Annotated in this window: 10 protein-coding genes; 6 read left to right on the plus strand and 4 right to left on the minus strand. The window is 62.0% G+C overall.

The annotated features are described in order from the left end of the window. Nucleotides 1–121 precede the first annotated feature (121 nt). Complete coding sequence (locus tag ABSE61_RS07600; RefSeq protein WP_423870473.1) at nucleotides 122–1027, plus strand: LysR family transcriptional regulator; 906 nt, start codon at nucleotides 122–124, stop codon at nucleotides 1025–1027. A 773-nt stretch (nucleotides 1028–1800) separates the two neighbouring features. Here ABSE61_RS07600 and ABSE61_RS07605 read toward each other — a convergent pair. Beyond that, nucleotides 1801–2199 carry an MAPEG family protein gene (locus ABSE61_RS07605; RefSeq protein WP_423870599.1) on the minus strand — a complete coding sequence of 133 codons (399 nt, stop codon included), beginning with the start codon at nucleotides 2197–2199 and terminating at the stop codon, nucleotides 1801–1803. Between the two features lie 125 nt (nucleotides 2200–2324). Between ABSE61_RS07605 and hemH the strand changes: the two genes are divergently transcribed. The 4 genes from hemH (at nucleotide 2325) to ABSE61_RS07625 (ending at nucleotide 5537) form a co-directional block, all read left to right on the plus strand. Further along, nucleotides 2325–3362 carry a ferrochelatase gene (gene hemH / locus ABSE61_RS07610; protein ID WP_423870474.1) on the plus strand — a complete coding sequence of 346 codons (1038 nt, stop codon included), beginning with the start codon at nucleotides 2325–2327 and terminating at the stop codon, nucleotides 3360–3362. 118 nt (nucleotides 3363–3480) lie between these two features. Next, nucleotides 3481–4476 carry an SPFH domain-containing protein gene (locus ABSE61_RS07615; protein WP_423870475.1) on the plus strand — a complete coding sequence of 332 codons (996 nt, stop codon included), beginning with the start codon at nucleotides 3481–3483 and terminating at the stop codon, nucleotides 4474–4476. Between the two features lie 20 nt (nucleotides 4477–4496). Further along, nucleotides 4497–4943: an NfeD family protein gene (locus ABSE61_RS07620; RefSeq protein ID WP_423870476.1), complete on the plus strand. Its 447-nt coding sequence runs from the start codon at nucleotides 4497–4499 to the stop codon at nucleotides 4941–4943. 51 nt (nucleotides 4944–4994) lie between these two features. Then, entirely contained in the window at nucleotides 4995–5537 is a 543-nt protein-coding gene (locus tag ABSE61_RS07625; RefSeq protein WP_423870477.1) for a carboxymuconolactone decarboxylase family protein, read from the plus strand. A gap of 144 nt (nucleotides 5538–5681) precedes the next feature. Here ABSE61_RS07625 and ABSE61_RS07630 read toward each other — a convergent pair whose 3' ends face one another. After that, on the minus strand, nucleotides 5682–6695 hold the full coding sequence (locus tag ABSE61_RS07630; RefSeq protein ID WP_423870478.1) for a KpsF/GutQ family sugar-phosphate isomerase: 1014 nt from the start codon (nucleotides 6693–6695) through the stop codon (nucleotides 5682–5684). Between the two features lie 199 nt (nucleotides 6696–6894). On the opposite strand from ABSE61_RS07630, the gene ABSE61_RS07635 reads away from it, so the two are divergent. Further along, nucleotides 6895–8631 carry an outer membrane beta-barrel protein gene (locus tag ABSE61_RS07635; RefSeq protein WP_423870479.1) on the plus strand — a complete coding sequence of 579 codons (1737 nt, stop codon included), beginning with the start codon at nucleotides 6895–6897 and terminating at the stop codon, nucleotides 8629–8631. 151 nt (nucleotides 8632–8782) lie between these two features. Here ABSE61_RS07635 and ABSE61_RS07640 read toward each other — a convergent pair whose 3' ends face one another. Further along, entirely contained in the window at nucleotides 8783–10231 is a 1449-nt protein-coding gene (locus tag ABSE61_RS07640; protein ID WP_423870480.1) for a glutamate synthase subunit beta, read from the minus strand. A gap of 80 nt (nucleotides 10232–10311) precedes the next feature. Further along, nucleotides 10312–15051 carry a glutamate synthase large subunit gene (gltB, locus tag ABSE61_RS07645; RefSeq protein ID WP_423870481.1) on the minus strand — a complete coding sequence of 1580 codons (4740 nt, stop codon included), beginning with the start codon at nucleotides 15049–15051 and terminating at the stop codon, nucleotides 10312–10314. Between the last annotated feature and the right edge of the window lie 318 nt (nucleotides 15052–15369).

Raw genomic sequence — 15369 nt, forward strand, 5'->3', positions numbered from 1 at the left:
TTGACGGCGCTTGCGTTCGAAAAAGCGGTGGCCGCGGTTGATGCGAGGAGACTTAAGATATTTCCGTATATGGATAAATTGGCTATAATGGAAAGTATTACTCCAAATATGAGAATATGAAATGCCGGCATCGGCGCTTGCTCCATCCGACCTGGAAGACATGATCTTCTTCGTAGAGGTCGCGCGCGCGTTGAATTTCACGCGGGCCAGCAAGACTTCTGGCATCCCGATCGCCACACTGTCGCGGCGCGTAGCAGCGATGGAAAAGCGCGTCGGTGTCCGGTTGCTTCAGCGCACCACGCGGCGTCTCGCTCTGACCGAGCCTGGCAAGCGTTACCTCGAGCGCTGCGAACGCATCTTGCAGGACGCCGCCGCCGCGCAGGAAGTGCTGAAAGAGGCGGCCGAACGGCTCACCGGTCACCTGCGGCTGTCGATGCCGGTCGAATTCGGCTTGTCCCTGATTGCCCCCGTTATCGACGAGTTCTCGCGCCTTTATCCGGACATCACTTTTGAGGCTGATCTGACACCGCGGCCCGCGAACTTCGTCGACGAAAACATCGATCTCAGCATCCGTCTCGGCGAGGTGGGCGATTCCTCACTGATCGTCAGGCGTCTCGGAACCGCGGCGCGGCTGTTTTACGCTTCACCATCCTATCTCGCCAAACATGGCGAGCCGGCGCATCCGAAGGATCTCGCGCGACACGAGTGCATCCTGCAATCTTATATGGCTGAGCCCGGCGTCTGGCGCGCCGTGTCGGGCAAGCGATCGATCGACGTCAACGTGCACGGGCGCTTTTCGACCAACAATGTCTCGATGACGTTGAAATTCGCCGAGCAGGGCCATGGCATCGCGGCGCTGTCGCCGCCGAATGTTCGCTCGTCGTTCGACAGCGGCGCGGTGCGCCCGATTCTCTCGGCTTGGAGCCTGCCGCCGATGCCGGTCCATGCGGTGATGACGTCGCGTTTGGTTCCTGCGCGGGTGAGGGTCTTTCTCGACTTTCTCGCCAACCGGCTGACGGTTATTTAAGGCTGGCCTGTCGAAGGCACAGCAGTATTGATCGATATCGAGAGCCGAAGTCCGCTCCGGGTCATTCGCGCCGTTTTGACGGCCTATCCTTCACTTCCGGTCTACCGATCAACGGACATCGTCAGACCGTTGCCACTAGCCCGGTCGGTGCCAACTTGCGACATTGAAATGCCGGTTGTCCCCGTTTTGACTATAGAAAAGGGTGGCGTCTTCCTCTTCTTCTCGGCGTTGCCCGGATGGGCCGGCTGATTTGCCCGACGGGCAAATCAGTGGCGTGCGTGTCCAGTCCCCTTTGCAAAAATATTTTTCTTAACCCGACGGGCAAATCACTCTTACAGCTTCGCCCGTCTCGTCCGAAAGAGGGGCGTTTGGCCATCGTCACGAACGTTGGGTGGGATGTGATGGATGTTTTCGTGCCTGATGACGAACGGCGCGAGAGCAGACGGCGAAGTCGTGTGGTCCTGACGCCCCGACGCTGGCGTCAAGTTGCCGGAATTCACTTCCGCTGATGACAGTGGCAAAAAAGCCCGGTCAGTGGGGAGCACGAAGGAAGCCGTTAAAACCATTCCCCGCGCCCTCTATCTTTCGAGGGACGACGTCAGTGCAAAACCTCGGGCGCATTCCGTGCCGCGGGAATGCGATTGTTTGGGAAATTGAGTCCGGAAATATCGAGTGCGAACATACCAGATAGTCGTACCTGCGAACGCAGGGACCCCGAGTTGTGATGCTTGCCGTTCTTACCCCTCGCTCTCCAGGGTAAAGCGAGCATGACTTTAAATCGGCAAAAACTTTCGCAGCGCCGGCAGGAAGAAGATCGCGATATTGATGGCAAAGCCGATGCTCCACAGGATCGAGCGAAGCGTCGGCCGGTTGCCGATATAGGTGAACACATAAGCGATCCGCACGATTACAAACAGCACGGCGAGTTCGTTGATCAGGTTTTGCGGACAGGCGCGAAATTCGGCGAGCAGGACCGCTGCGGCGAAGAACGGAAAGGCCTCGATCCCGTTCTGGTGGGCGCCGAGCGCGCGGGCGGCGACCGGACTTTCATAGAAGGCGGGGTCGCGCGGCTTGGAATTGTCAAAACGGCCAAACCGGAGCCATTTTACCGAGGCAATGCTCAACAGCGTGAGCATCAGGCTCGCGAAAATGCACCATTCGGCGACTGTCATCATTCCTCCAACGCGCGACACCTGGCGATGCCGGAACCGCCTAGCGAAGTGGCCTTGCGTGATCTTGAGAGTATCGAATCTGCCGTTATCTTGACAAGGATGGTCCGACGCGCGAAGCCAGCAGCATGAGCATGGTTTATCCGATCGATCGTTCGAAGCTCGCTCCCGGCGTCGCGCCGGAGCGCGTCGGCGTTCTCCTGGTCAATCTCGGGACACCCGATACCGCGGATGCGCCCGGCGTGCGGGTCTACCTCAAGGAGTTTCTCTCCGATCCCCGCGTGATCGAAAATCAGGGCTTGCTGTGGAAGCTCGCGCTCAATGGTATCATTCTGCGCACGCGCCCCCGCCGCAAGGCCCGCGATTACCTCAAGATCTGGAACACTGAGAAGAACGAGTCGCCGCTCAAGACGATCACGCGCGCGCAAGCCGAGAAACTGGCCGCCGACATCGCGAGCCAGGATCATGTCGTGGTCGATTGGGCGATGCGCTATGGAAACCCCTCGATCGCCGCGCGGATCAATGCGCTGACGGCGCAAGGCTGCGATCGCCTGCTGGTGGTGCCACTTTATCCGCAATATTCGGCGGCCACGTCGGCGACCGTTTGCGACGAGGTGTTTCGCGTGCTCGCCAATATGCGCGCCCAGCCGACGCTGCGGGTGACGCCGCCTTATTACGACGACCCCAGCTATATCGAGGCGCTTGCGGTGTCGATCGTGACGCATCTCAAGACACTTTCGTTTCAGCCTGAAGTCATCGTGGCGTCGTTTCACGGCATGCCGCAAAAATATGTCGACAAGGGCGATCCGTATCAACGCCAGTGCACGGCAACGACGGAGGCTCTTCGCAAACGCCTCGGTCTTGATTCATCCAAACTGCTTCTGACCTTTCAGTCGCGTTTCGGCTTCGACGAATGGCTTCAGCCCTATACCGACAAGACCGTGGAAAAACTGGCCAAAGACGGCGTGCGGCGTGTTACGGTCGTCACGCCCGGCTTTTCGGCCGATTGCCTGGAAACGCTGGAAGAGATCGCGCAGGAAAATGCCGAAATCTTCCAACACAATGGCGGCGAGCAATTTTCCTTCATTCCCTGCCTGAACGACAGCGAAGGCGGCATGGACATGATCCGCCAGCTCGTGCTGCGCGAGCTTCAGGGCTGGATTTAAACCACTCGCTTTTCTCCTCGCCGAACCCTAACTGGGGCATCGGCGACCAAGAAGAGGAGTTGTCGCTCTGCAATGATACCGTTGTAGGATGGCTCTTCGCCGCCCGAGGGAGACTTGTATGACCGGTTTCGACATCTTCGCCATTGCGCTCGTCCTGTTGGTGATTTTCACGCTGTTCGCCGGCGTCAAGACGGTGGGCCAGGGCTATAACTGGACCGTGGAGCGCTTCGGAAAATTCACCCGCACCCTGTCGCCGGGATTGAACATCATCGTTCCCTATTTCGACCGCATCGGCCGCAAGATGAACATGATGGAGCAGGTGATCAACATTCCCGAGCAGGAGGTGATCACCAAGGACAACGCCACGGTGACGGCCGACGGCGTGGCGTTCTTCCAGGTGTTCGATGCGGCGAAAGCAAGTTACGAGGTCTCCAATCTTGAGCAGGCGATCATCGTGCTGACGATGACCAATATCCGCTCGGTGATGGGCGCGATGGATCTCGACCAGGTGCTGTCGCACCGCGATGAGATCAACGAGCGCCTGCTGCGGGTCGTGGACGCGGCGGTCTCGCCCTGGGGGCTCAAAGTCAACCGCATCGAGATCAAGGACATCGTGCCGCCGGCCGATCTGGTCGAGGCGATGGGCCGGCAGATGAAGGCCGAACGCGTCAAGCGCGCCGACATTCTGCAAGCCGAAGGTCAGCGCCAGTCGGAAATCCTGCGCGCCGAAGGCGCCAAACAAGGCCAGATATTGCAGGCCGAGGGCCGCAAGGAGGCCGCGTTCCGCGACGCCGAAGCGCGCGAGCGGTCCGCTGAAGCCGAAGCCAAGGCGACGCAAATGGTGTCGGAAGCCATTGCCAAGGGCGACGTCGCCGCGCTGAACTATTTTATCGCCGACAAATATATCAAGGCGTTCGGACAATTGGCGGATTCACCGAACCAGAAGATCATCATGCTGCCGGTGGAGGCGATGAGTATTTTGGGATCGCTCGCCGGCATCGGCGAGATCGCCAAAGCAACTTTTGGCGAAAGTGCGCTATCGGCGCAGGCTGCGGCACGCCGCGGTTCGGTACCGGCCGCGGGTAATCCGCCGGCGACGCCGCCGGTGGGGTAAAAGCGGTTAAGGGGACGGCTATGAACGAGATGTTCGTCACGCTCGGCACCTGGAACTGGCTGATCTTCGGCGTCATCCTGATGGCGCTGGAGCTGATCGCGCCCGGCATCTTCCTGTTCTGGCTCGGACTGGCAGCGTTGCTGGTCGGGCTGCTGTCGTTCGCGTTCAATCCGTCCTGGCAGGTCCAGATTTTGATGTTTGCCGTCTTTGCCGCCGCCGCCGTGCCGGTATGGCGGCGGCTCGCGCGCAGCCATTCGGCCGGCAACGTCAATAGCCCGTTCCTCAACAAGCGCGCGGATGCGCTGGTCGGGCGCGTGTTCACGCTGGAAAAGCCGATCGTTGACGGCGCCGGCACGGTTCGGATCGACGATACGATCTGGCGGGTGGCTGGCCCCGATGCCCCGGCCGGCAGCCGGGTGCGAATCGTGCAAGCCGACGGCGCCAGCCTGACGGTGGCGGCGGCTTAGTCGCGCGAGCGTTCAGTCCCTATCCCTACGACCATTGCCCGGAGATGGATCATGTCGCGCATTGCACCTCTTGAGCCACCCTATGAGGCCGAAATCCAGAGCCAGTTCGATCGCATCATGCGCGGCGCGCCGCCGTTGATGCTGTTTCGCGTGATGGCGTCCGATTCGCGGGCGTGGGAAAAATTTCGCGCCGGCAGTCTTCTCGACCGCGGTCCGCTCACATTGCGGGAACGTGAAATCGTCATCGACCGCACCTGTGCGTTGACCGGCTGCGAATACGAATGGGGTGTGCACGTCGCGACATTTGCGCAAGCCGCCGGTCTCACCGAGGCCGAGATTCGCGCCACCGTGCATGAAAAGGCCACGGCGTCATGCTGGTCGGCCGCCGAGCAAGCGCTGATTGCGGCCGTGGATGCGCTGCATGCGCGTGCGACGTTGAGCGACGATGAGTTTGCCGCGCTGTCGTCACACTATGAGGACGCGAAGATCTTCGAAATCATCCTGCTCTGCGGCTTTTATCGTACCGTATCGTATCTGGCGAATGGGCTTCGCCTGCCGCTTGAGGAAAAGGCGGCGCGGTTTCCGAGCGAGTAGTCATTGCGGAAGACGAGCGCGCACGACGATTCTTTCGTCATGGCCGGGCTTGACCTGGCGATCCACGTCTTCGTTCTCAGAGAAGAAAAATAAGGTGTGGATCACCGGGACGAGCCCGGCGATGACAACCGGTGAGATGGTCGCCTACACAACACCCGCACGAAGCAGATCGTGCAGATGCACGATGCCGACCGGCTTGTTGGCCTCGGTCACGATCAAAGCGGTGATCTTCGAGGCGTTGAGGATTTCCAGCGCTTCGCTCGCCAATAAATTGCCGCGGATTGTCTTCGGATTTTTCGTCATGACGTCGTCGACCAGCGCCGTCATCAGGTCGGGCCGCATGTGACGACGCAGGTCGCCGTCGGTGACGATGCCGGCAATCGCGCCACGCGCGTCGACAATGCCAACACAGCCAAAACCTTTCGAGGTCATTTCGACCAGCGCTTCCGACATGCTGGTGCCGAGTGGCTTTACCGGTACCGCGGCGCCCGTATGCATGACCTCGCTGATATGTTTGAGCATGGCGCCGAGCTTGCCGCCGGGATGCAAGACGCTGAAATCGACGGAAGTAAATCCGCGGCCCTCCAGCAGCGCGATTGCGAGCGCATCGCCGAGCGCCAAGAGCATCAGCGAGGAGGTGGTGGGCGCCAGATTATGCGGACAGGCTTCGCGCGCCTTTGGCAGCGTCAGCGCCACGTCGGCCGCCTGGCTCAGCGTGGAGTCGCCCTCCGCCGTCATCGCGATCAGCGCGATCCTGAAACGTTTTGCATAGGTGATCAGCGTCTTCATCTCCGGCTGCTCGCCGGACCACGACAGCGCCAGAATGACGTCATCGCTCGTGATCATGCCGAGATCGCCGTGGCCGGCTTCCGCAGCATGCACGAAAAAGGCGGGCGTGCCGGTGGAGGCAAAGGTCGCTGCGATCTTGCGGGCGATATGGCCGGATTTGCCAAGCCCGGTGACGATGACGCGGCCTTTGGCTTGGCGAATAAGATCGGTGGCCTTCGCAAAGGCTTCTCCGAGATCGGACCGCAGCGCTGCTTCAATCGCGGCAATGCCGCTGCCTTCGGCCTCCAGGGTGCGCAAGGCCGACTGGACGGCGGCGTTGACGGGATCGGTGCCGGTTGGATTGGCCATCAGCGGTTTCGAAGCAGGCATGCGTGGTTCCGAAAGGGTAGCTTAAGGAAGGGCCGTCTTCCTAACACGGTCAGGCCGCCGAGGCGACGCAATGGGGCGCTCTCAACGCCTCATTAACCATAATTGTTTTAACTCCGTTAACGACGTTTTCCGGACCGGCCGCCACGGTCGTTCGGGGGCGGGGTTGTCAAGCGTATGAATTCACTGAGGTATTTTAATCGTGATGTCGGGGCCATTAACCGGCCGTCGCAAGCGCGCGACCCTGTTGCGTGCCGGCTTGCCATGCCTCGGTCCGCTTCTGGCGCTGATCACGATCACGTCCCCTCTTCATGCTCAAACCCTCACCTCTGATCTCTTTCGGCCGGCCCGCGACGGCTTTCTCACGCCGCAGGATTCGCCTCTGCGCAAAACCAGCGAGAACGTGAGCGATAATCCGGCCGATCCCACCATCGACGGGCAGCGTCAGGACAAGCCGGCGCCGTCGCGGATCGGCGATATTCCCAAATACGGCCTGCCGGCGGCGAGCGGCGCGGCGGAGGCCGGCTTTGACTCCCTCAATCGCAAACGCAAGCCACCGAAGTTTTATCCGGGGCAGGTCAAGCCAAAGCCCTCGCCGGGGCTAGGCACGCCGGCGCCGCCTGAAGCGAGAGCGCCGACCAATCCGAACGCACGCGTCCGCATCGCGCCGCCGCCATCGATCACGGCGAACCGTCAGCCGGTGGCAGCAGCAATGGCCGGCGTCGCCGACGGCCAGCCCGCGCGCAAGCCGTTGCCGCTCGATACCGACCCGTTCGGCGCGGTCGGCGATTATGCCGGCAGCTTCCTGATCAAGTCCGCGGTCGAATTGCGCGGCGGCTACGACACCAACCCCGGCCGCACCATCACGCCCCAGGGCTCGCCGTTCTGGGTGGTGGCCCCGGAATTCCTGGCGGTCTCGAACTGGGAGCGGCATGCGCTGGTCGCCGACCTGCGCGGCTCCTTCACCGGTTATGGCAACAGCCTGTCGCCGATCGTCGACGGCGGGATTTCGTCGGCGCCGACCGACATCAACCGGCCGGATTTCACCGGCCATATCGATGGCCGCCTCGATGTGACGGACTTTACCCACATCACCTCGGAAGTGCGCCTGCGCGTGGCGACCGACAATCCAGGCAGCCCCAACGTCGAGGCCGGCCTCGCCAAGTATCCGGTCTATGCGACCTTCGGCAGCACGATCGGGGTCGATCAGCAATTCAACCGGCTGGATGTCGCGGCGGGCGCCACGTTCGATCGCACCGTCTATCAGAACTCCGTGCTCACCGACGGCACCATCGCCAGTAACGCCGACCGCGCCTTCAACCAGTATGGCGGCGTCGGCCGCGTCAGTTACGACCTGTATCCCGGCGTGAAACCGTTCGTCGAGGTCGAGGGCGACAGCCGCTTCCACGATCAGCAGATCGACAATTCCGGTTATGCGCGCAACTCGAACGGCGGCTATGCCAAGGCCGGTACCTCGTTCGAATTCTCGCGGCTTCTCACCGGCGAAATCGCGGTCGGCTTTGCCGAGCGCAATTATGCCGATCCGCGGCTTGGCCAGCTTTCGGGCCTGTTGACCTCGTCGTCGCTGACCTGGACGGCGACGCCGCTGACCACCGCGAAATTCTACTCCACCACCTCGATCGACGAGACCATCGTGCCCGGCGTCTCCGGCGTGTTGACCCACACCTACACGTTCGAGGTCGATCACGATTTCCGCCGCTGGCTGACCGCGATCGGCAAATTCACCTACGGCACCTACGACTATCAGGGCGACGGCCGCTTCGACAAAACCTACTCGCTCGAGGGCGATCTCATCTACAAGATGACCCGCAATTTCTGGATCACAGGCACGCTGCGGCGCGACATCCTTGATTCCAACGTGCCCTTGGCAAGCTCGGCCTCGACGGTGGTGATGCTGGGCGTGCGGTTGCAGAACTGACGCTAGTCTAGACCCATCCCGCTCTAGCTGTCATACCCCGCGAAAGCGGGTTATCCAGTACGCCGCGGCCTATCGATGAAACACCAGCATCTCTGGAATACTGGATCACCGCTTTCCCGGGTGATGACGACTTTACTGTTTGCAAAGACAACTACCGCGGCAAACCCGTCGATCCCATCAGGAAGGTGTCGATCGAGCGCGCGCACAGCCGCCCTTCGCGGATCGCCCAGACGACCAGCGATTGTCCACGGCGCATGTCGCCCGCCGAAAAAACCTTCGACAGCGAGGTCTGATAGTCGGCCGTGTTGGCGCGGACATTGCCGCGCGGATCGAGTTCCACGCCGAGCGTCTTCAACAGACCCTCGTGCACCGGATGCACGAAACCCATCGCGAGCAGCACGAGCTGTGCGTCGAGTTCGAATTCAGTGCCCGCCACCGGCTTGAACTTGTCGTCGACCTGCACGCAATGCAGCTTTGCTACCTTGCCGTCCGCACCCGAAAACTTCTGCGTCAGCACCGCATATTCGCGCTTGGCGCCCTCGGCTTGGCTCGATGATGTCCGCATCTTCAGCGGCCAGTTCGGCCAGGTCAGGCCCTTGTTTTCGTGTTCGGGCGGCGCCGGCATGATCTCGAGCTGGGTCACCGACAGCGCGCCCTGGCGGAATGAAGTGCCGATGCAGTCACTTCCAGTGTCGCCGCCGCCGATCACGACGACATGCTTGCCGCCGGCGAGAATCTCGCGCACGGCGCCCAGCGGCTCGTTGCCGACGCGGCGGTTTTGCTGCGGCAGGAAATCCATCGCGAAATGAATGCCGTCAAGATCGCGGCCGGGAATCGGCAGGTCGCGCGGAGCTTCCGCGCCGCCGGTCAGCGCTATGGCGTCGTATTCCTCGGCCAGTTGGCGCGGATCGGTGCCGCCGCTGCCGACATGGGCGCCATAATGGAAGGTGACGCCCTCGGCCTCCATCTGGGTGACGCGGCGGTCGATGACGCCCTTTTCCATCTTGAAGTCGGGAATGCCGTACCGCAAAAGCCCACCGGCCTTGGCGAACTTCTCGAACACATGCACGTCGTGGCCGGCGCGGGCGAGCTGCTGCGCGCAAGCTAGCCCTGCGGGACCTGCGCCGATGACGGCGACCTTCTTGCCGGTCTTGACGGCGGCAATCTCGGGCGTGATCCAGCCATTTTCCCAGGCGCGGTCGACGATCGCGCATTCGATGGTTTTGATCGTGACCGGGTTGTCGTCGATGTTGAGCGTGCAGGAGGCTTCGCACGGCGCCGGGCAGATGCGGCCGGTGAACTCCGGAAAATTATTGGTCGACTGCAGGTTGCGCGCGGCTTCCTGCCAGTTGTCCTGATAGACCAGATCGTTGAAGTCGGGGATCTGGTTGTTGACCGGACAGCCCGAGGTGCCGGGCGCCACCGAGCCGGTGCCGTGGCAATAGGGAATGCCGCAATTCATGCAGCGCGCGGCCTGGTCGCGCGTTTCCTTCTCCGTCAGGGGAATGACGAATTCTTGAAAATTCTTCAGCCGATCGGCGACCGGCGCATATTTGCGGTCGTGCCGTTCGATTTCCAGAAAACCGGTTACCTTGCCCATTTAACTTGAAGCCCCTGCAGTTCCCGTCCCGTCGCTCCAGGATGCGCCAATGGCGCAGACCGGAATGACGCGTGATTTGTTTACGCCCCGATCGCGATCTTCGGCTCGGCGTCGGCGTTCGCCTTCAATTCCTTCAACGCGCGGCGGTATTCGACCGGCATTACCTTACGGAATTTCGGCAACCACGTCTTCCAGTCGCCGAGGATGTCGGCCGCGCGCTTCGAGCCCGCCAGCTTGGCATGACGGGTGATCAGGATGTGCAGCCGTTCGACGTCGGACTCCAGAAGGTTCTCGAACACGTCGACGCGGCCATGCGCTTCGAGATCGCCCGACTGATGGTAGGCGTTCTCGTTGATCATCTCCTCCGACAGCACCGGCTCGAGCTCGACCATTGCCATGTTGCAGAGTTTTGGGAAGTCGCCGGCTTCGTCCAGCACATAGGCGATGCCGCCCGACATGCCGGCCGCGAAGTTGCGCCCGGTCTTGCCGAGCACGACGACGATGCCGCCGGTCATGTATTCGCAGCAGTGATCGCCCGCGCCTTCGACCACGGCGACCGCGCCGGAGTTGCGCACTGCGAAGCGCTCGCCGGCGATGCCGCGGAAATAGCACTCACCCTTGATCGCGCCATACATCACAGTGTTGCCGACGATGATGGATTCTTCCGGCACGATCGCCGAATTACCCGGCGGCTTGACGATGATGCGCCCGCCCGACAGGCCCTTGCCGACATAGTCGTTGGCGACGCCTTCCAGATCGAAGGTGATACCGCTCGCGAGCCAGGCGCCGAACGCCTGACCGGCGGTGCCTTTAAGCTTCACTTGAATCGTGTCGAGCGGCAGGCCGGCGTGGCCGTAGATCTTGGCAATCGCGCCCGACAGCATCGCGCCGGCGGAGCGGTTGGTGTTGTTGATCTCGGTTTCGATCTTTACCGGCGCGCCGCGGTCGAGGGCGGCTTGCGCCTGTTCGATCAGCTTGCGGTCGAGCACGGCCTCCAGATGATGGTTCTGGGATTCCGAATGATAGATCTTCTGGCCCTTTTCTTCCTTCTGCCGCACGAACAGCTTCGAGAAGTCGAGACCCTTGGCTTTCCAGTGCGCGACCAGCTTGGTCTGGTCGAGCATCTGGGTCTGGCCCACCATCTCGTTGAAGGTGCGGTAGCCGAGGCCGGCCATGATCTCGCGGACTTCCTCGGCGACAAAGAAGAAGTAGTTGATGACGTGCTCGGGCTGGCCGGTAAAGCGCTTGCGCAGCACCGGGTCCTGCGTCGCGACGCCGACGGGACAAGTGTTGAGGTGGCACTTGCGCATCATGATGCAGCCCGCCGCGATCAAGGGTGCGGTAGCAAAGCCGAATTCATCGGCGCCTAACAGCGCGCCGATCACGACATCGCGCCCGGTGCGGAAGCCGCCGTCGACCTGGACCACGATGCGGCTGCGCAAGCGTTCGCGCACCAGCGTCTGGTGGGTTTCGGCGAGGCCAATTTCCCAAGGCGAACCGGCGTGCTTGATCGAGGTCAGCGGGGAAGCCCCGGTACCGCCTTCGAAGCCCGCAATGGTGACATGGTCGGCGCGCGCTTTCGCAACGCCCGCGGCCACGGTGCCGACGCCGATTTCGGAGACGAGCTTCACCGAGACCAGCCCGTCCGGGTTGACGTTCTTCAGGTCGTAAATGAGCTGCGCCAGATCCTCGATCGAATAGATGTCGTGGTGCGGCGGCGGCGAGATCAGGCCGACGCCGGGCGTCGAATGCCGCACCTTGGCAATCGTCGCATCGACCTTATGGCCGGGCAGTTGTCCGCCCTCGCCGGGCTTTGCGCCTTGCGCCATCTTGATCTGCATCATGTCGGCGTTGACGAGATATTCCGTCGTGACGCCGAAGCGGCCCGAGGCGACCTGCTTGATCGCCGAACGCATGGAGTCGCCGTTCGGAAGCGGCTTGAAGCGATCGGATTCCTCGCCGCCTTCGCCGGTGTTGGACTTGCCGCCGATCCGGTTCATCGCGATCGCAAGCGTCGTATGCGCCTCGCGCGAGATCGAGCCGAACGACATCGCACCGGTCGCAAAGCGCTTGACGATGTCCTTGGCCGGCTCGACCTGGTCGAGCGGGATGGGCTTGCGCTTCTCGTCCTCGGCGGACTTGATCTTGAACAGGCCGCGCAGCGTCAACAGCCGCTCGGACTGCTCATTGAGGATTTTGGCAAAGGCGCGGTAGCGCTCCAGCGAGTTGCCACGTGTCGCGTGCTGCAGGAGCGAAACCGACTCGGCCGTCCATGCATGATCCTCGCCACGGGTGCGATAGGCATATTCGCCGCCGACGTCGAGCGCGGTCTTGTAGACGAGCTGGTCGCCGAAAGCGTCCGAATGCCGGCGCGCGGTTTCTTCCGCGATTTCGGCCAGCCCCACGCCCTCGATGCGGGTGTGGGTGCCGGCGAAATATTTTGCGACAAAATCGGCCTTGAGGCCAACGGCGTCGAAAATCTGCGCGCCGCAATAGGACTGGTAGGTCGAGATGCCCATCTTGGACATTACCTTCAACAGGCCCTTGCCGATCGACTTGATGTAGCGCTTGACGATTTCGTAGTCGTCGAGCGAGGCCGGCAAACGGTCCTTCATGGCGATGATGGTCTCAAACGCCAGATACGGATTGATCGCCTCGGCGCCATAGCCGGCGAGGCAAGCGAAATGATGCACCTCGCGCGGCTCGCCGGATTCGACGACGAGGCCCACGGATGTACGCAAGCCGGTGCGGATCAGATGGTGATGCACGGCCGCGCAGGCGAGCAGCGAGGGAATCGGAATCCGGTCCGTGCCCGCCATGCGGTCGGACAGGATGACGATGTTGATGCCTTCGCGGACTGCTGCTTCGGCGCGCGCGCACAGTTCGTCGAGCACCTGCTCCAATCCCGCCGCGCCGAGACCGGCATGGAAGGTCGTGTCGAGCGTGCGCGACTTGAAATGCGTATCGGCGATCTCGGAGATCGAACGGATCTTTTCGAGGTCGGCGTCGGTCAGGATCGGCTGGCGCACTTCGAGGCGCTTGCTCGCGGCGACGCCTTCGAGATCGAACAGGTTCGGCCGCGGCCCGATGATCGAGACGAGGCTCATCACCAGCTCCTCGCGGATCGGGTCGATCGGCGGGTTGGTGACCTGGGCGAAGTTCTGCTTGAAGTAGGTAAACAGCGGCTTCGGCTTATCCGACAGCGCCGAGATCGGGGTGTCATTGCCCATCGAGCCGGCCGCTTCTTCGCCGGTGGAGGCCATCGGTGTCATCAGGATGGTGATGTCTTCCTGGGTGTAGCCGAATGCCTGCTGCCGGTCGAGCAGCGGCAGGTTCGAACGCATGCCCTTGGTCGGCGCTTCCGGCAATTCCTCAAGCACGATCTGCGAGCCGTCGAGCCACTTGCGATAGGGATGGCTCTTGGCGAGCGCCGCCTTGATTTCGTCGTCCGGGATCAGCCGGCCCTGTTCGAGATCGACCAGCAGCATCTTGCCCGGTTGCAGCCGCCATTTGGTGACGATCTGATCCTCGGGGATGCTTAGGACGCCCATTTCGGACGCCATCACGATGCGGTCGTCTTTGGTGACGAGATAGCGCGCCGGACGTAGGCCGTTGCGGTCCAGCGTCGCGCCGATCTGGCGGCCGTCGGTAAACGCGATCGCGGCGGGGCCGTCCCACGGCTCCATCATCGCGGCATGATATTCGTAAAACGACCGGCGCTCTTCATCCATCAGCGGATTGCCGGCCCAGGCCTCCGGAATCATCATCATCACGGCGTGCGGCAGCGAGTAGCCGCCCTGCACCAGGAACTCGAGCGCGTTGTCGAAGCAGGCGGTGTCGGACTGGCCTTCATAGGAGATCGGCCACAGCCGGCTGATGTCCTTGCCGTAGAGTTCCGAATGCACCGAGGCCTGGCGGGCGGCCATCCAGTTGGTGTTACCGCGCAGCGTGTTGATCTCGCCGTTATGGGCGACCATGCGGTAGGGATGGGCCAGCGACCAGGTCGGGAAGGTGTTGGTGGAGAAGCGCTGATGCACCAGCGCCAGCGCGCTCTCGAAATCGGGCTCGTGCAGGTCGGGATAATAGCTGCCGAGCTGGTCGGCGAGGAACATGCCCTTGTAGATCACGGTGCGGCACGACATCGAGCACGGGTAGTAGCCCGCCATGCCACGGTCGCGGCGCTGATAGATCGCCTGCGAAATCGACTTGCGCAGAATGTAGAGACGCCGCTCGAACTCGACCTCGTCCTTGATGTGCGCGCCGCGGCCGATGAACACCTGCATGTTGGCAGGCTCGGTCGGTTTGACGGTTTCACCCAGCGAAGCATTGTCGGTCGGCACGTCGCGCCAGCCAAGCAGCGTCAACTGTTCGGCCTTGATCTGGTCGGCGATGATGCTCTGGATCACCTTTCGCCAGGCCTTTTCCTTCGGCATGAACAGCGCGCCGACGGCGTAGCTGCCAGGCTCCGGCAGCGTAAAGCCGAGCTCCTTGGTCTTGCGGGCGAAGAAGGCGTGCGGAATCTGCACCAGAATGCCGGCGCCGTCGCCGGCGCGCGGGTCGGCGCCGACGGCGCCGCGGTGTTCGAGATTGCAGAGAATGCTGATCGCGTCGGAGACGATCTGATGCGACTTCTTGCCCTTGATGTTGGCGATGAAGCCGACGCCGCAGGAATCCTTTTCCAGCGCCGGATCGTACAGGCCTTCAGCCGGCGGCCGGTAGGTGTGTTTTTCGATTGTCTGCGAAGAATCGAGGGATTTCGAGGCTGCGACCGGCAGCCCAGCGGCCACGATATTTTCGCGCTCGATTTCCGACCGGCTCATTCTCTGCGTCCTCTCACTCAATAAGGCGTTGGCCTCACCGTCGGCGGCGCACCTTCGGCGTTGCGGCACCCACCGGGCCACCGCTCGTCCTTCGCGAGCCGCAATTTCTTAAATTTAGGCTGGCCGCTGCAAACCCCGTGCCGGGAGAGCAGCCCAAAATTGAGACAGTACTACTGTCCTAACTCTGACCATGCCAAATTTTTATCTACCATACAAGCGCGTGAAAGTCGCTCGCCATGCTGGTCGGCCATGCTCTCGACGTGGACGTCCTGCCTCGGATTTGCGGCAGGCGCGCCGCGATCCCGCCCAAGGACCGCC

Origin of the sequence: Bradyrhizobium sp. (assembly GCF_049519115.1) — a bacterium.
GTDB lineage: Bacteria > Pseudomonadota > Alphaproteobacteria > Rhizobiales > Xanthobacteraceae > Bradyrhizobium.